Origin of the sequence: Hydrogenophaga taeniospiralis (assembly GCF_020510445.1) — a bacterium.
Classification (GTDB): Bacteria; Pseudomonadota; Gammaproteobacteria; order Burkholderiales; family Burkholderiaceae_C; genus Hydrogenophaga.
Genome location: NZ_JAHBAG010000001.1, coordinates 1177183 through 1195598 on the forward strand (window position 1 = coordinate 1177183; position 18416 = coordinate 1195598).

Annotated in this window: 19 protein-coding genes; 12 read left to right on the forward strand and 7 right to left on the reverse strand. The window is 67.6% G+C overall.

Annotated elements, in window-relative coordinates:
• Nucleotides 1–21: 21 nt before the first annotated feature.
• Together KIH07_RS05850 and KIH07_RS05855 are read right to left on the reverse strand one after the other, a co-directional pair.
• Nucleotides 22–1485 (reverse strand): sulfatase-like hydrolase/transferase, encoded by a 1464-nt coding sequence (locus tag KIH07_RS05850; protein ID WP_226491070.1) that lies wholly within the window; start codon nucleotides 1483–1485, stop codon nucleotides 22–24.
• A 29-nt stretch (nucleotides 1486–1514) separates the two neighbouring features.
• Nucleotides 1515–2474: a tripartite tricarboxylate transporter substrate-binding protein gene (locus KIH07_RS05855; protein ID WP_226491071.1), complete on the reverse strand. Its 960-nt coding sequence runs from the start codon at nucleotides 2472–2474 to the stop codon at nucleotides 1515–1517.
• A 216-nt stretch (nucleotides 2475–2690) separates the two neighbouring features.
• Between KIH07_RS05855 and KIH07_RS05860 the strand changes: the two genes are divergently transcribed.
• Nucleotides 2691–3161: a CopD family protein gene (locus tag KIH07_RS05860; RefSeq protein WP_226491072.1), complete on the forward strand. Its 471-nt coding sequence runs from the start codon at nucleotides 2691–2693 to the stop codon at nucleotides 3159–3161.
• A 130-nt stretch (nucleotides 3162–3291) separates the two neighbouring features.
• A complete protein-coding gene (locus KIH07_RS05865; RefSeq protein ID WP_226491073.1) occupies nucleotides 3292–3906 on the forward strand; it encodes a LysE family translocator in 615 nt (204 codons plus the stop codon).
• 22 nt (nucleotides 3907–3928) lie between these two features.
• Here the strand turns inward: KIH07_RS05865 and KIH07_RS05870 are convergent, their stop codons facing one another.
• The 3 genes from KIH07_RS05870 to KIH07_RS05880 form a co-directional block, all read right to left on the reverse strand.
• Nucleotides 3929–4237: an EthD family reductase gene (locus KIH07_RS05870; protein ID WP_226491074.1), complete on the reverse strand. Its 309-nt coding sequence runs from the start codon at nucleotides 4235–4237 to the stop codon at nucleotides 3929–3931.
• A 104-nt stretch (nucleotides 4238–4341) separates the two neighbouring features.
• Nucleotides 4342–5436, reverse strand: coding sequence for a metal-dependent hydrolase (locus tag KIH07_RS05875; protein ID WP_226491075.1), 1095 nt, complete (start codon nucleotides 5434–5436; stop codon nucleotides 4342–4344).
• A gap of 53 nt (nucleotides 5437–5489) precedes the next feature.
• A complete protein-coding gene (locus KIH07_RS05880; protein ID WP_226491076.1) occupies nucleotides 5490–6440 on the reverse strand; it encodes a LysR family transcriptional regulator in 951 nt (316 codons plus the stop codon).
• Between the two features lie 123 nt (nucleotides 6441–6563).
• Here KIH07_RS05880 and KIH07_RS05885 point away from each other — a divergent pair, with 123 nt between their 5' ends.
• The 9 genes from KIH07_RS05885 to KIH07_RS05925 all read left to right on the forward strand — a co-directional run bounded on the left by KIH07_RS05885 (nucleotide 6564) and on the right by KIH07_RS05925 (nucleotide 15160).
• Nucleotides 6564–8072: a CoA-acylating methylmalonate-semialdehyde dehydrogenase gene (locus KIH07_RS05885; RefSeq protein ID WP_226491077.1), complete on the forward strand. Its 1509-nt coding sequence runs from the start codon at nucleotides 6564–6566 to the stop codon at nucleotides 8070–8072.
• Between the two features lie 330 nt (nucleotides 8073–8402).
• A complete protein-coding gene (locus tag KIH07_RS05890) occupies nucleotides 8403–8918 on the forward strand; it encodes a DUF1269 domain-containing protein (protein ID WP_226491078.1) in 516 nt (171 codons plus the stop codon).
• Between the two features lie 131 nt (nucleotides 8919–9049).
• Complete coding sequence (locus KIH07_RS05895; RefSeq protein ID WP_226491079.1) at nucleotides 9050–10174, forward strand: cytochrome c oxidase subunit II; 1125 nt, start codon at nucleotides 9050–9052, stop codon at nucleotides 10172–10174.
• Between the two features lie 19 nt (nucleotides 10175–10193).
• Nucleotides 10194–11960 (forward strand): cbb3-type cytochrome c oxidase subunit I, encoded by a 1767-nt coding sequence (locus KIH07_RS05900; protein WP_226491080.1) that lies wholly within the window; start codon nucleotides 10194–10196, stop codon nucleotides 11958–11960.
• Complete coding sequence (locus tag KIH07_RS05905; protein ID WP_226491081.1) at nucleotides 11957–12571, forward strand: cytochrome c oxidase subunit 3; 615 nt, start codon at nucleotides 11957–11959, stop codon at nucleotides 12569–12571. The genes KIH07_RS05900 and KIH07_RS05905 overlap by 4 nt, the downstream gene beginning before the upstream one ends.
• 9 nt (nucleotides 12572–12580) lie before the next feature.
• Nucleotides 12581–13303 carry a heme-copper oxidase subunit III family protein gene (locus KIH07_RS05910; protein WP_226491082.1) on the forward strand — a complete coding sequence of 241 codons (723 nt, stop codon included), beginning with the start codon at nucleotides 12581–12583 and terminating at the stop codon, nucleotides 13301–13303.
• A 5-nt stretch (nucleotides 13304–13308) separates the two neighbouring features.
• A complete protein-coding gene (locus KIH07_RS05915; RefSeq protein ID WP_226491083.1) occupies nucleotides 13309–13638 on the forward strand; it encodes a cytochrome C oxidase subunit IV family protein in 330 nt (109 codons plus the stop codon).
• 85 nt (nucleotides 13639–13723) lie between these two features.
• The gene (gene cyoE / locus KIH07_RS05920; protein ID WP_226494628.1) at nucleotides 13724–14593 is read left to right on the forward strand and encodes a heme o synthase; all 870 of its coding nucleotides are present in this window, start codon (nucleotides 13724–13726) and stop codon (nucleotides 14591–14593) included.
• An 87-nt stretch (nucleotides 14594–14680) separates the two neighbouring features.
• Nucleotides 14681–15160 carry an aminoacyl-tRNA deacylase gene (locus KIH07_RS05925; protein WP_226491084.1) on the forward strand — a complete coding sequence of 160 codons (480 nt, stop codon included), beginning with the start codon at nucleotides 14681–14683 and terminating at the stop codon, nucleotides 15158–15160.
• Nucleotides 15161–15193: 33 nt separating this feature from the next.
• Here the strand turns inward: KIH07_RS05925 and KIH07_RS05930 are convergent, their stop codons facing one another.
• Entirely contained in the window at nucleotides 15194–15976 is a 783-nt protein-coding gene (locus KIH07_RS05930) for a DUF2189 domain-containing protein (RefSeq protein WP_226491085.1), read from the reverse strand.
• 367 nt (nucleotides 15977–16343) lie between these two features.
• Here KIH07_RS05930 and mgrA point away from each other — a divergent pair, with 367 nt between their 5' ends.
• Nucleotides 16344–17384 (forward strand): L-glyceraldehyde 3-phosphate reductase, encoded by a 1041-nt coding sequence (gene mgrA / locus KIH07_RS05935; protein WP_226491086.1) that lies wholly within the window; start codon nucleotides 16344–16346, stop codon nucleotides 17382–17384.
• A gap of 1 nt (nucleotide 17385) precedes the next feature.
• Here the strand turns inward: mgrA and trxA are convergent, their stop codons facing one another.
• Complete coding sequence (trxA, locus tag KIH07_RS05940) at nucleotides 17386–18294, reverse strand: thioredoxin (RefSeq protein WP_226491087.1); 909 nt, start codon at nucleotides 18292–18294, stop codon at nucleotides 17386–17388.
• Nucleotides 18295–18416: the final 122 nt, after the last annotated feature.

Consider the following 18416-nt stretch of genomic DNA (forward strand, 5'->3'; position numbering starts at 1 on the left):
GCGACACACTGGGCGCGGTGCTCAGACCGAAACGGCTGGCACCAGGGCCGCTGTCGGTACCGGCGTGGCACCGCCCGAACCCAGTGTGGCCGCCACCGCCTGGCCGCCCAGGCGCTCGATCATGGCCGCCTGATCGGCCTTGGCCAGCGCATCCACCGCTTCGGGGTCGCAGATGCGGCGCAGTTCGGCTTCCATGGCCTGCACGACCCCGCTGTGTGCGGGGTCGCCGGCGAGATCGTGCAATTCCTCAGGATCGTCGTCCAGATCGAACAGTTCAGGCCGGTGGCGCACGTAGTAGTGGAACTTCCAGCGCCCCTTGCGCACCATGAAACCGGCGGTGTTGCTGCCAGCGGCGTGGTATTCGCTGAACACCACACGCTCTGGCTGGGGCGCGCCAGCGGCCAGCGCGAACAGCGACCGCCCGGGGCGTTCGCCCATTTCTGGGGCCGGGTCAATGCCCGTGCCTTCCAGGATGGTCGGAAACAGGTCCAGCAGGTCCACGGGCGTGTCGCACACCGCAGGCGCCACACCCGGCCCGGCCAGGATCATGGGCACACGCACGCTCTCCTGGTACAGGGTGGACTTTCCCCACAGGCCACGCGTGCCCAGGTTGTCGCCGTGGTCGGAGGTGTAGACGACGGTGGTGCTGTCTTCCAGCCCGGCTTCGCGCAGCGCGTCGAGGATCTGGCCCACGTTGTGGTCCAGGAAGCTGCACAGGCCGTAGTAGGCGGCGAAGGCGCGCAGGCGTTCTTCGGGCGACTCGAACTGATCCTCGTTGTCCATGAAGGCGGCGTAGTCCTGCACCCAGGGGTGCCGCTGGTACCCGTCAGCCGGGTGCAGTTTGGGCGTGGGCAGGTGGTCCAGCGGGTACAGGTCGAAGAACGCCTGGGGTGCGATCAGGGGGAAGTGGGGTGCCACCAGGCCGACATAGAGCACGAAGGGCTGCTGCGGCTGCTGCGCCGCTGCCTGCAGCCATTGCACCGAGCGTTCGGTGACGGACCGGTCGTACGAGGTGTAGTGCGACTCGCCGCCGCCGATGCGATCACCCAGCATGCGTTTGCCGTTGGGGCTGCTGACGTAGGGGTCCCGGATCGATGCCCAGACCATGCCGTGGCCACCGACGACGTGCATGGGAATGTGCTCGAGGTCGAATCCGGCGGGGTCTTCGTCACTGCGGTAGTGCAGCTTGCCAATGCTCTCGACGCGAACCCGGTGCCGCTGCAGCACATAACCCCAGCCGCGTGGCGCGCCGGTGTAGGGCATGGCGTTGTCCCAGTGGCGCGTCTGGTGCACGCGCAGGCCAGTGGCAAAAGCGGCGCGTGCGGGCACACAGATCGGGCTTGGGGTGTAGGCCTGGGTGAAGCGGGTGCCGCGGGCGGCCAGCGCGTCCAGGTGGGGCGTTTGGGCCACTGGGTGGCCGGCACAGCCCATGACTCTCGGATCATGTTCATCGGACATGATCACCACCAGGTTTTGACGGGGCACGGTATCTCCTGAGGGGGTGAGCCAGCGGCTCAGTTTTCCGGCGTGTAGCCCACCGACTGGACGACGCGCGCCCAACGGGCGTGTTCAGCCCGCAGTTGCTTGTCCATGGCTTCGGGGCTCATGGTCAGCGGGGTGAATTCGGCTTTCTCCAGCACTTGTGACACCTTGGGCGACCTCACCGCGGCGCCGATGGCCTGGTTGAGTTGGGAAACCAGCGCCGGTGTGGTGCCACGGCGTGCAAAGAAGGCAAACGACTCGCTGATGCTCAAGTCCGGGAAACCTGCCGCTTTGAAGGTCGGCACCCCCGGGAGCGCCGCATTGGGTACGTCGTCCGATATCGCGAGGATGCGCAGTTGCCCGCTGCGGTGCATGGGCAGCAGGTTGGGTGTCGTGGTGATCACGGCCGGCAAATGGCCGCCCACGGTGTCGGTCACGGCGGCCGACCCGCCCTTGTAGGCCACGTGGGTGAAAGAGAAGTTGGCGTGCTTGCCCAGCAAGGTGCCGATGAATTGCATGGCGGTGCCTGCGCCAGGTGTGCCAAAGGAGGCCATGGCCGGCGTCCTGGCCGCCTGTGCCAGGAAATCCTGCAGGCTGGTGGCTGGGCTGCTTGCGCCCACGGCCAGCGCAAAGCTCATGCGGCAGGCCGGGGCGATGGGCGTGAGTTCCTTGAGCGGATCGAACTTCGCCTTGACCACGTGTGGATACAAGGTCAGGTTGCCTTGAGGCGCCAGAATCAATGTGGTGCCGTCGGCGGGCGCGGCCAGCAGGGCTTCGGTGGCGAGGCGACCTGAGGCCCCCGCCTTGTTTTCAACGATCACGGTGTAGCCCGTGTCGCGCAGGCCTTCGGCCACGGCGCGGGCTACCACGTCGACGGCGCCACCGGCTGCGTAGCCGACCAGGATGCGTAGGTTCATGGCTTGCGCCAGGGAAGGGAAGGCGAGGCTGGATGCGCCCAGCAAGCCCACGAAGGCTCGGCGATTGATGAACATGTTGTCTCCGGTCGTTGGTTGTGTGGGGGCAAGGCCCGATCGCAGTATGGAGTCGATGCCGGCTGGCGAGAAATACAGATCTCACGCATCAGGCATGCAGAAAACCGAATGGGTCGGTGCACGTTCGCGCACCCTTTGCTACGATGCCGCTGCATTCGTCGTTGCACGCGGGTGTTGCGGTTCCAGACCATCCATTCGACCCACACCTCTACAACCATGATCTACGCGACGCTCAAACTGCTCCACGTTCTCGCCATCATCGTGTGGGTCGGCGGCATGGTGTTCGCCCACTTCTTTCTGCGCCCGGCCGCGCTGCAGCTGGAGCCACCGCTGCGCGTGCGCCTGATGTACGCGACCCTGCAGCGCTTCTTCGCCGCCGTGCTGGTCGCCGTGCTGCTGGTGCTGGTCACGGGGCTGTGGATGATCGCCCGCCTGGCCAAAGAGTCGGCACAGGCCGGGCTGGCCTTCAACATGCCCCTGGACTGGACCATCATGGCCACGCTCGGCATCGTGATGATGGCCATCTTCGGCCACATCCGGTTCGCACTGTTCAAGCGCCTGAGCCGCGCCGTGCTGGCCAGCGACTGGCCCGCGGGCGGCGCGGCGCTCGCGTCCATCCGCACCTGGGTGGGTATCAACCTGGGGCTCGGGCTGGTGATCATCGTGTTCACCTTGCTGATGGCTTGAAAGGGGAAATGCCTTCCCGGACCGGCGCGTCACGCTTTGACGCTTCGAGGGCGCTGTCGCAGCGGCCGCACATCGGGCATCATGTGGCGCTATCGCTCCGCCAGGTTCAATACGTCAGAAGGGCATGCTCATGATCGGTCTTGAATTCCTCATCACCTCGCTCATCGTGGTGCTCATTCCCGGCACCGGGGTGATCTTCACCGTGTCCACCGCGCTGCTGCAGGGGCGGCGGGCGGGCGTGCTGGCTTCGCTGGGCTGCACGCTGGGCATCGTGCCGCATCTGCTGGCCACCATCCTGGGCCTGGCGGCGGTCATGCACACCAGCGCGCTGGCGTTCGAGGTGCTGCGTTACGCGGGTGTGGCCTATCTGTTCTACGTGGCCTGGGCCACCTGGAAGGACCGCGGCGCGTTCGCCGTGGACGGGCAGGCCGCGCAGCGCTCGGGCCGGAGCATCGTGTTCAAGGCCTTCCTGCTCAACATCCTCAACCCCAAGCTGACCATCTTCTTCCTGGCCTTTCTGCCGCAGTTCGTGGACCCAGCGGCCGCCTCGCCGCTGGCGGCCCTGCTGCTGCTGAGCGCTGTGTTCATGGCCATGACGTTTGCGGTGTTCGTGGCCTATGGCCTGCTGGCCCACGCGTTTCGCAAGGCCGTCATCGAGTCGGCGCGCGTGCAGGCCTGGCTGCGCCGGGGTTTTGCCGCGGCCTTCGCCGGGCTGGGCGCCCAGCTCGCGCTGCAGGAGCGCTGAGCGGCCTTCAACCGCTGAGCGTTCAGGGTTTGGCGACCACCACTTCGCTGATCTGGATCACCGGCGCGATGTCGGTGTAGTTCGGAATGTCGCCCATGATCTCTTTCGTGTGCGGCCCGAACCCGGCCTGGAACGCTTCCACCGAGGGGCAGAACAGGTGGCCGCAGGCGGCGTAGAGCGGCTCGGCGCCGGCCAGTCCTTTGTCCACCGTGTAGTACAGCAGATGCTTGCCCAGGCGGGACTTCACCAGCGGCATGTGTTTGTCGCGGTAGTAGTCGTGGTTGAAGTGCGTGCCGGGGGTGTTGGGGTACATCACGCTGACCTTGATCATGGTTTGTCTCCGGTTGGGGGTGAATGGCTCAAGCCGGCTGCATCGTGCCGCGCCCAGCGGTTTCGGGCAAGCCACCGTGGCTGCCCACGGGACGCGGGGCGCACCTACCCGGCGCGGCCGCCCTGCGTCACTTGCCAGGGTGGCGGGGTGTCGTTCCCCAGCAGACGCTGCCACAACCAGGGCAGGGCGGTGCCTAGGTCGGGGCGCATGCCTTCGAGCGTGGGCCGATGGCCGCCGTTGGCCCGCGCCGTGGCGCTGCCCAGGTTGAAGCGGAAGGTGTAGGCGGGTTCCTGGCCCATGCGCAGGTCGGTCACGAACAGGTGGCCGTCGGTTTCCGAGAGGCTGTAGAAGCCATGGGTGAACGCCGCCATGCGCGCCACCGCCGGTTCGCTGCCGTGCGCGGCGATCAGCGCGGCGCCCCGTTCGTGCGCGGTCCAGCGCAGGGTGGGCTGGGCGTCCAGCAGCGAGTAGTGGCCTTCGAAATACCGCGTGGGCGTGACGGCCACCAGGCGCCAGAGCACCGTGTTGAAGGGCGCGGGGGTGACGAGCAGGCCCTGCGGGTGAATGCCGTTTTGCCGCAGCGAGTCGCGTGCGATGCGCTCCACATGCTGCTGCGCGACCACGCCCCAGACCAGGTAGAGCGTGCTGAGCACCAGGCACGCGGCGTTCCAGCGCAGGCCGCGCGTGTTTTTCAAGCGCATGGCCGCGACCACGCCCACGATCAGCGGCACGGTGTAGGCCGGGTCGATGATGAAGACGCTGCCCACGCCGTAGGGGTGGTCGGTGAAGGGCTGCAGCAGCTGCGTGCCGTAGACCGTCATGGCGTCGAGCAGCGGGTGGGTGATGAGCGCCAGCCAGAGCGCGAGTGTCCAACGCCCCCACGCTCCGCCGCTGCCCCCCAAGGGGGTGCGGTTCTCGCTTGGGGCGGCCCGGCGCTTGAACCCGGCCGCTTCGCCATGCAGGCGCGCCACGGCCCAGGCCAGCAGCGGCGCGGCCAGCGTCAGGAAGAACAGCGCGTGGCTTTCGGCGCGGTGGCGCGTCATGTTGAGCATGGCGTCGCCGTGGTCGATGAAGGCATCAAGGTCGGGCAGGGTGCCGGCCACGGCGCCCCAGAGCGCCGCCTTCCACACGGCGGTGCGGCGTCCCATGACGGCCACGCTCACGGCCGAACCAAGCGCGATCTGGGTCAGTGAATCCATGTGGGGAGCTTAGCGGGTGGACGCAAGCCGCCCGTGCCGCAGGGGTGTTCACGCTACAAACCAAACCCCGGCGCCAGCGCCTCCCGCAGATAGGCCACCAGGGCCGTCACCGCGCGCGGCACGTGGGCCGAATAGGGGCGGATCGCGTAGAGCTGTTCGGCGAAGGCGCCCACCGGTTTCCAGCCGGGGAGCACCTGCACCAGCTTGCCCGCGAGCAGGCTGGCCTGGGCGCTGAAGTCGGGCAGCAGCGCAATGCCCAGCCCGCTCAGCGCGGCGTCGCGCAGCGCCTCGCTGTTGTTGGCCGCCAGCGAACCCGACACCTGCACGGTCACCCGCTCGGCACCGGCCTGGGGCGTGAGCGGCTCCAGCGTCCAGGCCGGCGTGTCCTGCGAGCGCGGGTAGTGCAGGCAGTTGTGCTGCGTCAGGTCGGCGGGCCGCTGCGGCGTGCCCTGGCGGCGCAGGTAGGCGCGGCTGGCCACCAGCACCGAGCGCGTGGCGCACAGCGTCCAGGCCACGTGCGTGTCGGGTGGGTTGGCGGTGTGGCGGATCGCCAGATCGAAGCCCTCGGTGGCCAGCGAACTCAGGTGGTCCGACAGGTTCAGCTCCAGCCGCACCTCGGGGTACTGGCGCAGGAAACCGGCCAGGCGCGGCACCAGTTGCTGGCGGGCAAACGCCACCGGCGCCGTCACGCGCAGCAGGCCGCGTGGCTCACCAGCCGCGTCGCGCACCTGGGCGAAACACTGCGCGATGTGCTCGAACGAGGCCCGGGTGTCGTCCACCAGCCGCTGGCCGGCCTCGGTCAGGCGCACGCTGCGCGTGGTGCGCTGCACCAGCGCCACGCCCGCCATGCGCTCCAGCTCGGCGATGCGCTGGCTCACCGCCGCCTTGCTCACGCCCAGCCGCGCGGCCGCCGCCGTGTAGCTGCCCTGCTGGGCCAACACGCCCAGCCAGTGGAAGTGGCCCCAGAGCTCTTGATGCCGTTCGTGGATCTTCGGTGGGTTCATGGGCCGTATTGTTCACCATACTGAACAATCAATTCAGCTTTCCGGCCTTGTATCGAGAGAGGTCGGTTCCTACACTGGCAAGGCAGCTCAGAAACCGATGTCCATCCTTCAGCGAGACACACCATGACCACCGCCATCACCCACTACATCGCTGGCGCCCGCGCAGCCGGCACTTCCCCCCGCGCGCAGGACGTGTTCAACCCCGCCACCGGCGCCGTCACCGGCCGCGTATCGCTGGCCAGTGCCGCCGACGTGGACACGGCCGTGGCGGCAGCGCAGGCCGCCTTCCCCGCCTGGTCGGACACGCCGCCGATCCGCCGCGCGCGCGTGATGTTCAAGTTCCTGGAACTGGTGAACCAGCACAAGGACACGCTGGCCCACCTGATCACCGCCGAACACGGCAAGGTCTTCACCGACGCGCAGGGCGAGGTGGCGCGCGGCATCGACATCATCGAATTCGCCTGCGGCATCCCGCAGCTGCTCAAGGGCGACTTCACCGACCAGGTCTCCACCGGCATGGACAACTGGACCATCCGCCAGGCGCTGGGCGTGGTGGCCGGCATCACGCCGTTCAACTTCCCCGTGATGGTGCCCATGTGGATGTTCCCGGTGGCCATCGCCGCGGGCAACACCTTCGTCCTGAAGCCCAGCCCGATCGACCCCAGCGCCAGCCTGTTCATGGCCGATCTGTTGAAGCAGGCCGGCCTGCCCGACGGCGTGTTCAACGTGGTCCAGGGCGACAAGGAAGCCGTGGACGCGCTGCTGGTGCACCCGGACGTGAAGGCCATCAGCTTCGTCGGCTCCACCCCCATTGCGAACTACATCTACGAGACCGGCGCCCACCACGGCAAGCGCGTGCAGGCCCTGGGCGGCGCGAAGAACCACATGGTGGTCATGCCCGACGCCGACCTCGACCAGGCGGTGGACGCGCTGATCGGCGCGGCCTACGGCTCGGCCGGCGAGCGCTGCATGGCCATCAGCGTGGCGGTGCTGGTGGGCGACGTGGCCGACAAGATCATGCCCAAGCTGATCGAGCGCACGAAAGCGCTGAAGGTGCTCAACGGCACCAACCTCGCCGCCGAGATGGGCCCCATCGTGACCGCCGCCGCGCACCAGCGCATCACGGGCTACATCGAGGTGGGCGCGGCCGAAGGCGCCGAGCTGCTGGTGGACGGTCGCCAGTTCGATGCGAAGCAGCCCGGCGAGGGTTGCGAAGGCGGTTTCTGGATGGGCGGTACGCTGTTCGACAACGTGACCCCCGAGATGCGCATCTACAAGGAAGAGATCTTCGGCCCGGTGCTCAGCTGCGTGCGCGTGCACGATTTCGCCGAGGCGGTGAACCTGATCAACGCCCACGAGTTCGGCAACGGCACCAGCTGCTTCACGCGCGACGGCAACGTGGCGCGTGAGTTCGCCCGCCGCATCCAGGTGGGCATGGTCGGCATCAATGTGCCGATCCCCGTGCCCATGGCCTGGCAGGGTTTCGGTGGCTGGAAGAAGAGCCTGTTCGGCGACATGCACGCCTACGGCGAAGAGGGCGTGCGCTTCTACACCAAGCAGAAATCGATCATGCAGCGCTGGCCCGAGTCGATTGGCAAGGGCGCTGAATTCGTGATGCCCACCGCCAAATAACGTACCCCCGCGCCGCCTTCGGCGTCACCCCCCAGGGGGCGCCACTGGCGGCCCGGCGGAGCCGGTTCCGCGGTGGCCTCGGATTGGGACACTTCGGCCTCGTTGCTTTTTTGGGCGGCGGGGCTTCTTGTTTTCTGCATCTCTCGGGTTGATGGCGTGGCGGGTGCAGCCCCCGATTCTTGATACCGAATCGTGGTCTTTTTCGTGGCTTGGACAGGGCCGCGAATGGGGCGTACAAACCACCCAACAGGCACCCAGAGGGGTGTCGCTGATCAGGAAGGTTTGAGAGCTTGCATTGCATGCCACACCGCTGAGCGGAAGGAGGCCCCTATGAGCAAGCGTATCTACTGGCTGCTGCCCGATGTGGCCAGCGCCCGCAGGACGACGGATGACATGCTGTTGGCTCGCATCGACGAGCGACACATGCACTTTGTCGGCCGCGAAGACATCAACCTCTCCGGCCTGCACGTGGCCAACGTCCTGCAGACCTCCGACGTGGTGCGCGCCGCCCAGTGGGGTGCGCTCATCGGCGCGGTCCTGGGTTCCGCGGCGGGTCTGGTGGTGGCGTGGTATCTGCAGGTCCCCGGCGAGCCACCGCGATGGGGCTTGGTCGTCGTGCTCGCGATGGTGGGTGCGATCTTCGGCACCTGGGCCTCGAGCATGATCGGTGTGTCCATCCCCAGCCAGCGGCTCAGGCGGTTCGAGCGGGCGATCCAGCAGGGGCAGATCCTGCTGATGCTGGATGTGCCGCCAGGGCGTGTCGAGGCCATCGAGTCGCGGCTGCAGGCTTTGCATCCCGAGGCCCACCTGGAAGGCATCGAACCCAATATTCCGGCCTTTCCCTGAGAACCTGAACCGCGGTAACAAGGCGCTGGCGCGCCACCACCGGAGGGAACCATGGACATGGGATCGCATCGATCACGGGGGGGGGGGCCGCTGCGCGAGCCATTCGCTTTCGCCTGCGCGCCCTAGACGCCATGGTCATCGCCATCGCACTGCTGCTGATCGTCGCCGCAACGGTGGTTTTCCATCTTGTGACCCCTTGGTGGCTCACGCCGTTGGCGTCGAACTGGGCATCGATGGACGACACGCTGACCATCACCGTTGTCGTCACCGGGGTGTTCTTTGTCGCCATCAACCTGTTCGTGGTCTACACCTTGTGGCGCTTCCGCCACCGCCCGGGCGCACGCGCCGCCTACGAGCCCGACAACAAACGCCTTGAGCGCTGGCTGGGCGGCATCACCACGCTGGGCATCGTGGCACTGCTGGCCCCTGGCCTGCTGGTGTATGCGCGCTACATCGACCCGCCGGCTGACGCGATGCTGCTCGAAATCCTCGGCCAGCAATGGCAATGGCGCTTCCGCATGCCAGGTGCGGACGGCAAGCTGGGCGGCACCGACCTGCGCTTCGTGTCGGCCGAAAACCCTTTCGGCCTGGACCCGGCCGACCCCGCCGCGCAGGACGACACGCTGATCGATGCCAACGAGGTTCACCTGCCGACCGACCGGTCGGTGAAGGTACTGACGCGCTCGCACGATGTGCTGCACGACTTCTTCGTGCCGCAGTTCCGCGCGCGCATGAACATCGTGCCGGGCCAGGTGAGCTGGTTCTGGTTCACGCCCACCCGGGCGGGTCGCTTCGAGTCCATGTGCGCGCAGCTGTGCGGCGTGGGGCACCCGGCCATGCGCGGCGTGGTTGTGGTGGAGGATGCGAGCGCCTGGCAGGCCTGGCTGCAGCAGCAGCCCACTTTCGCGGCGACGCTGGCCAAGGCCAACAGCGCGGCGGGAGGCGGTGTGCAGGATATCGCGGCGCTGGGCCGGGTGCTTGCGCAGTCCAAGGGCTGCGTGGCCTGCCACACGGTGGACGGCCGGCCCGGCGTGGGACCGACCTGGCAAGGCCTGTTCGGCAAGACCGAAACCTTCGCCGACGGTTCCACCGCGCGGGTTGACGAGGACTACCTGCGCGGCTTCATCCGCAACCCGAAGGCGCGCAACGTGAAAGGCTTCGCGCCGGTGATGCCGCAGTTCGAACTGACCGCCGACGAACTCGACGCGCTGGTGGCCTACATCAAGACCCAGGGCCCCGCGCCCGCTCGGCCCTGACCCCCACAGGACGCCCGCCATGGCCCTCGTCGACACCAGCCATCACGATGACGCTCCGCGCAGCTTCATCACCCGCTACGTCTGGAGCCAGGACCACAAGGTGATTGCGGTGCAGTACGCCTGCACGGCCATCGCGGTCGGGCTGGTGGGCCTGCTGTTGTCCAACCTGATGCGGCTGCAGATCGGCTTCCCTGGCGTGTTCGAGTTCATCAACGCCGAACGCTACTACCAGTACGTGACCATGCACGGAATGATCATGGTGATCTACCTGCTCACGGCGCTGTTCCTCGGCGGCTTTGGCAACTACCTGATCCCGCTCATGATCGGTGCGCGCGACATGGTTTTCCCGTACATGAACATGCTGAGCTTCTGGGTCTATCTGCTCAGCGTGATCGTGCTGATGGCGAGTTTCTTCGTGCCGGGCGGTCCCACCGGCGCGGGCTGGACGCTGTACCCGCCGGCGGCCATCCTGCCCGGCACGCCGGGGCACGACTGGGGCATCATCCTCATGCTGGTGTCGCTGCTGATCTTCATCGTCGCCACCACCATGGGCGGGCTGAACTACGTCACCACGGTGCTGCAGGCGCGCTGCGAAGGCATGACGCTCTTGCGCATGCCGCTGTCGGTGTGGGGCATCTTCGTGGCCACCATCCTGGCGCTGCTGGCGTTTCCGGCGCTCTTCGTGAGCGGCGTGATGATGCTGCTGGACAAGACCCTGGGCACCAGCTTCTTCATGCCCGCACTGCTGTCGATGGGGCAGGCCACCAGCCACAAAGGCGGCAGCCCCCTGCTGTTCCAGCACCTGTTCTGGTTCTTCGGCCACCCCGAGGTCTACATCGTCGCGTTGCCGGCCTTCGGCATCGTCTCCGACCTCATCAGCGTGCACGCGCGCAAGGCGATCTTCGGCTACCGGACCATGGTCTGGGCCATCGTGGTCATCGGGGGCCTGAGCTTCGTGGTGTGGGCGCACCACATGTTCGTGAGCGGCATGAACCCGTGGTTCGGCTTCTTCTTCGCCACCAGCACGCTGATCATCGCGGTGCCCACGGCGATCAAGGTCTACAACTGGGTGCTCACACTGTGGCGCGGCGACATACACCTCACGGTGCCGATGCTGTTCACGCTGGCCTTCATCCTCACCTTCCTGGCCGGTGGGCTGACGGGGCTGTTCCTGGGCAACGTCAGTGTCGACATCCCGCTGTCGGGCACCTATTTCGTCGTCGCCCACTTCCACATGGTGATGGGCGTGGCGCCGCTGCTGGTGGTGTTCGGCGCCATCACGCACTGGTACCCCTTGGTCACCGGCCGCATGCTCGACGAGCGGCTCGGGCGCATCCACTTCTGGATCACCTTCCTCGGCACCTACGCGATCTACTTTCCGATGCATTACCTGGGCGTGATGGGCATGCCGCGGCGCTACTACGACTACGCGAACTACGCGTTCATTCCCGCCTCGGCCCACACGCTCAACGCCTTCATCACCGTGGTGGCCTTGATCGTGGGCGCGGCGCAGCTGCTGTTCGTCTTCAACCTGCTGTGGAGCGCCTGGCGCGGGCGCCCTGCCGAGACCAACCCCTGGCGCGCGGCATCGCTGGAATGGGCCACGCCGCACACGCCGCCGCGCCATGGCAACTGGGGCCCGCAGCTGCCGGTGGTGCACCGCTGGGCCTACGCCTACAGCGTGCCAGGCGCCGCACAGGATTTCATTGCACAAGATGCGCCGGCACTGGCCGGCGGCCAGGAAGCCGAGGCGCCGGCGTCGCCCCATGACGGAGCCCGCTCATGAACACCACCACGCTGCAGATCGGGGACCCGGCCGCCACCCGGGCGCGCGCCGCCGCGACCGGCCTGTGGCTGTTCATGGGCGTGGTCAGCGTGCTGTTCGCCTTGTTCCTCGTCGCCTACGCGATGCGCATGGATGCGGCCGACTGGTCGCCGATCGCGATGCCGCCCCAGCTGTGGCTGAGCAGTGCGCTGCTGCTGGCCGGCGGCCTGCTGCTGCAGCGTTCGGCCACGGCGGCGCATGCGCTGCGCCACGCCCGGGCGAGGCGCCTGCTGCTGGTCGGCGGCGTGGCCGCGATGGCCTTTCTGGGCTCGCAGCTGTGGGCCTGGCAAAGCCTGCTGGACGCCCGCGTGGTGCTCGCGGGCAACCCGGCGGCGAGTTTCTTCTATGTGCTCACCGCGCTGCACGGGCTGCACGTGATCGGCGGCCTGGTCGCCTGGAGCGCCACCGTGCAGTCGGCCATTGCAGCGCCGGCCGAGCCGCGACGCCTGGCCCTGCACATCACGCTGTGTGCACGCTACTGGCACTTCCTGTTCGCCGTGTGGGCCGTGCTGTTCGCCGCGCTCGGCTGGCTGACGCCGGAAGTGGTGCGCTTCATCTGCGGCGACGCCTGAAAGACCGCCATGGGCAACATCGCCACCCACGTCACCCCACCGAGCACCGGGACCTCTGCGCCGGTGACGGGGCTGCGCGGGCTGGTGGCCGACTGGTCGTCCGACCGCCAGGCCTTCCACGTCGCGTGGGGCAAGGCGATGATGTGGTTCTTCCTGCTCAGCGACACCTTCATCTTCGGCAGTTTCCTCACCGGCTACATGACGGTGCGCATGTCCACCACCGTGCCGTGGCCGAACCCGAGCGAGGTCTTCGCGCTGCACGTCGGCGGTGCCGACATTCCGCTGCTGCTGATCGCGGTGATGACCTTCGTGCTCATCACCAGCAGCGGCACCATGGCGATGGCCGTCAACTGCGCCTACCGCCGTGACCGTGTCAACGCAGCGCGGCTGATGTTCGTGACCGCGGCCTTCGGCGCCATGTTCGTCGGCATGCAGGCCTTCGAGTGGACCAAGCTGATCGTCGACGAAGGCGTGCGCCCCTGGAGCAACCCGATGGGCGCGGCGCAGTTCGGCTCCACCTTCTTCATGATCACCGGCTTTCACGGCCTGCACGTCACGGCCGGGGTGATCTACCTGATCGTCGTTGCCGTGCGCCTGCTGCGCGGGAGGTATGACGGCCCCAAGGCCGGCGCATCCGCAGGCAACTACCAGATCGTCGAGATCGCCGGCCTTTACTGGCACTTCGTCGACCTGGTGTGGGTCTTCATCTTTGCATTGTTCTACCTGTGGTGAACGCCATGCACACAACCAGCAACGCCCTCCCCGGGCAGCAACAGCACCCGATCGGCCTGTACCTGAAGGTCTGGGTCCTGCTCTTCGTGCTGAGCACGATGTCTTACGCCGTGGACTACTACCACCTGCAAGGCATGTTGCGCTGGAGCCTGATCCTCATCTTCATGCTGCTGAAGGCCGGCCTCATCGTGGCCGTGTTCATGCACCTGGCCTGGGAGCGGCTGGCGCTGATCTACGCCATCCTGCTGCCGCCGCTGGCCCTGATCGCGCTGGTGGGGCTGATGGCCTCTGAGGCCGGCTACGTGCACCTGACGCGGCTGCTCTTCTTCCGCTAGCGTTCAACCTGGAAACCCCACGAGGGCCTGCGCCATGTCGAAGCCTCCCACCGCACTGGCCGTGCCCCTGCCGCGTGGCAGGGTGATGCCCTGGCGCAGTTATGTCGAACTGGTCAAGCCCCGGGTCATCGCGCTGATGATGTTCACGGTGCTCGTCGGCATGCTGCTGTCGCGAGCGGGGTGGCCGCCCTGGACGGTGCTGGTCTTCGGCACCCTGGGCATCGGCTTGGTGGCCGCCAGCGCGGCCGCCGCCAACCACGTGATCGACCAGCGCATCGACGCGCTGATGGCGCGCACGCGGGGCCGGCCGCTGCCGCGCGGTGTGCTGGGCACGGCGCAGGCGGTCGTCTTCGCCATCGCCCTGGGCCTGGCCGGCCTGGCGCTGCTGCTGTGGGTGAGCAACCCGCTGTGCGCCGTGCTCACGCTGGCATCGCTGCTCGGGTATGCCGTGGTCTACAGCCTGTTGCTCAAGAAGCGAACGCCGCAGAACATCGTCATCGGGGGCGCCGCCGGTGCTGCGCCTCCGCTGCTGGGCTGGGTGGCGGTGACGGGCCAGGTGGACGCGGGCGCGCTGGTGCTGTTCCTCATCATCCTGATCTGGACGCCGCCGCATTTCTGGGCCCTGGCGATCCACCGCCGCGACGACTACGCCCGCGCCGGCATCCCGATGCTGCCGGTGGTGCGCGGCGTGCCCTACACCACGGCGCAGATCCTGTACTACAGCATCGCCCTGGGCGGTGTGTCGCTGCTGCCGGTGGCCATCGGCATGAGCGGCCCTCTCTACCTGTTCGGCGCACTCGCCCTCGGTGCGCGCTTCATCGCCTGCGCCTGGCGCCTGCGCCGGGACATCGCGCTGGCGATGCCCACCTTCCGCTATTCCATCGTCTACCTGTTCGCGCTGTTTGCGCTGCTGCTGGCCGACCACTGGCTGGCGGCCTCGGGCTGGTCCGTCTGAGTGGCCCAACCGAAGTGCCCCAACCGAGGGAGCGGCAGGGCGAGCACAGCCGCAGCCATGGGGCAGCGCATTGAGTTGGAGGCCGCCATGTTCATTCCCCCTCGCTTGTCATCCTTCCTGCAGGCGCAGGACGCCGAATACGAGGTCCAGCGCCATCGGCACACCCGCGGCAGCTCGGACACCGCCCATGCCGCGCATGTGTCGCCGCACCAGCTGGCCAAGGCCGTCGTGCTGGAAGACGACATCGGCTGCGTGATGGCCGTGGTGCCGGCCGATCGCTACGTGCGGCTGGGCCGGGTGTCGCAGCTGCTGGAGCGCCAGCACCTGCGCCTGGCCGACGAGAACCGCATTGCCGCGTTGTTCCCCGACTGCGAACGCGGCGCCGTGCCCGCGCTGGGCATGGTCTGGGGCCTGGAGACGGTGGTCGATGACGAACTCGAAACCCTGAGCGTGGTCTACATCGAGTGCGGCGATCACGAGCGCCTGCTCCGGCTGGACCACCGGCAATTCCATGCGCTGATGCGCCAGGCGCGGCACGGGCAGTTCAGCGGACTGCGCCTGCACTGAACCGCCGCCGGGCCATGGCGGCGGCGCCGGCCTTCATCCGGCCCCATCCACGATGAGGTCGCGGTAGGCGTGCCAGCTGGCATGTGCCAGCAAGGGGAAGATGACGATCAGGCCCAGCATCAAGGTGGCGAAGCCGATCAGCACCAGGCCGGCGATCAGCGCGGCCCACAAGGCCATGGCGGCGGGGTTCGCCAGGCAGCAGCGCATGCTCGTGATGGCGGCCGTCACCACGTCGATCGGCCGGTCGAGCAGCAGCGGCGCACTCACCACCGACAGCGTGAACGCCATGACCGCGAACGCGGCCCCCACGCCAAAGAAAGCCAGCAACAGCGGCCAGTATTCGCCGGAGAACAGCACGTCCTGAACGACCGCTGATAGGTCGGGCACGTTGCCGCCGTAGGAGAGCGCGAAGATGATCGCCGAAACCCGCTCCCACAGGATCAGCGACAGCGTCAGCATGAGGCCGAACAAGGCGATCGAACCGGCGTTGGATCGCCAGGCGAACATGGCCCGCGCCATGTCGATGCGTTCGTGGCGTTCGATTTGCGCCGATATGGCGTACAGCCCGATGGCCACGAACGGCGCCACCAGCAAGAAGCCGCCGGCAAAGGCCGGCACCAGGTAGGTGGCGCCCCAACTCAGGGCCAACAGCATCACACCGAAGGCGGTGATGTACACACCGTAAGCCAGGCTCGATCGGCCCGATTGGGCGAGATCCGCGTAGCCTCGGCGCAACCATTCGAGTGGCTGCAGGGTTTCGACTCGGCGCACATGGGGTGTGTCCACGGCCGCGTGTCTTTCAAGGGCATGGTCCATGACGGTCTCCTGCTGGAAGGGGCCAACGCAGATCGGCCCGGCCGCAGGCTGCGGTCATCGGTGGTGCGGCCAGCCACCCGCCCCCAGTCGGCGGCACGGCTTGCCGACCACGCCGAGGGTCGACATGCACAGGCAATGCTAGACCCGTGGACCGCGCCGCGGCCGATGCCTGCTGCCCCAGCAGGGTTTTTCCGGGTCGGGCGCTTTGGACCGTGGGACATCCGCGGCGTCGGACACCCCACGCCATCGACTGGCCAGCAAGCACCCCACAGGGAGCAACCCAATTGCCGACACAAAGGGCTGGGTTTCCGGGTGGTTACTGGGTAGAGTGGCTGTTTATCACCGACCAACAAGAAGGAGACCCGCCATGTACACCGCCGCCCCCACCCGCTACGACAGCATGCCCTACCGGACCTGCGGACACAGCGGCCTCAGACTGCCCGCCATCTCTCTGGGCCTGTGGCACAACTTCGGCGACAGCACGCACCTGGACACCCAGCGTGCCCTGCTGCACACCGCGTTCGACCTGGGCATCACCCACTTCGACCTCGCCAACAACTACGGCCCGCCGGCCGGCAGCGCCGAAACCAATTTCGGCGAACACCTGCGGCGCGACTTCCGGCCCTACCGCGACGAACTGCTCATCTCCACCAAGGCCGGCTGGGACATGTGGCGCGGGCCGTACGGCCAGGGCGGCGGTTCGCGCAAATACGTGCTCGCCAGCCTGGACCAGAGCCTCAAACGCATGGGCCTGGACTACGTGGACATCTTCTATTCCCACCGCTTCGACCCCGACACCCCGCTGGAAGAAACCATGGGCGCGCTGGCCACGGCGGTGCAGCAGGGCAAGGCGCTGTACGTGGGCATCTCCAGCTACTCGGCCGGCAAGACCCGCGAAGCCGCGGCGCTGCTGCGGCAGATGGGCGTGCGCTGCCTGATCCACCAGCCGTCCTACAGCCTGCTCAACCGCTGGATCGAAGGCGAACTGCTCGACACCCTGAGGGCCGAGGGCATCGGCTGCATCGCCTTCAGCCCGCTGGCCCAGGGCCTGCTGACCGGCAAGTACCTCAACGGCATTCCCGAGTCGGCGCGCATCAACCAGCCGGGCGGCGGCTCGTTCAAGCCCGAGCACCTGAGCGAACAGAACCTGGCCCACGTGCGCGCGCTCAACGAGATCGCCGCCTCGCGGGACCAGAGCCTGGCCCAGATGGCCGTGGCCTGGGTGCTGCGCCAGCCGGGCATGACCTCGGCCCTGATCGGCGCCAGCAAACCCGAGCAGATCGTGGAGCTGGTGGGGGCGCTGCAGCACCTGGACTTCACGCCCGACGAACTGGCCGCCATCGACCAGCACGCGGTGGAAGGCGGCATCAACCTCTGGAAGAAGCCCTCGACCGATCAGCGGCCGTAGGTCAGCTCAGCACCACGCTGGAGAGTCGCCGGCGGTAGGTCGCCACCGTCGGGTCTTCGGGGGGCACCTGGCCTTCGGCCACCTTGGGCTTGGGCGGTTCGATGATGTCGAGGATGGCGATGTAGGTCTTGCGGGCCAGGTCTTCGCTCCAGGCCTTGTCGCGCATCAGGATTTCCAGCAACTCGTCCATCGCTGGCACGAACTCGCTGTGGGCCATGAGCAACTGGGCCAGCGCGAAGCGGCTGTCGAAATCGCGCTTGTTGGCGGTGATCGCGGCCTGCAGTTCGGCCGCGCGGGCCTGCGGGTCGCCCACTGTGGCCTGGGCGTCGCGCGCCTTCATCCAGCGGCTGAGCGAGTCGAGCCGGCGCACCCCGGCGGCCTTGGCGATCACGGGGGCGAAGGCCACCTTGGCGTCGTCGTCGCGCTCCAGCTCCAGCAGCAGCTTCACCAGGTCGAAACGCGCGTCGTCGTTGTTGGGGTCGGTCTGCACCGCCTGCTGCAATTTCTCCAGAGCACCTTCCACGTCGCCATCGGCCAGCGCGTCCAGCGCGGCGGCTTCTTCCTCGGCGGCGGCCACTTCTTCGGCCGCGGGCAGGTGTTTGTCCAGGAATTCCTTGATCTGGCCTTCGGGCAGCGCGCCCATGAAGCCGTCCACCGGCTGGCCGTTCATGAGCAGCACGCAGGTCGGGATGCTGCGGATGCCGAAGGCCTGGGCGAGTTGCTGCTCCTGGTCGGAGTCGATCTTCACCAGCTTGAAACGGCCCGCGTAGTCGGTCTCGATCTTCTCCAGCAGCGGGCCGATGACCTTGCAGGGGCCGCACCACGGCGCCCAGAAATCCACCAGCACGGGCGTTTGCATCGAGGCTTCGATGACCTCGGTTTCGAAGTTGGCGATGGTGACGTTGATCATGGCAATGGCTCTGGAGATGGGCCCACGGTGGGCGGTGCGCGGGCGCGAAACGTAAAATCGACACTTTACCGGAGCCGGGCCGTCCTCCCCAGACCCGCTCCCCCCGCCGGCCCCCCGGGGCC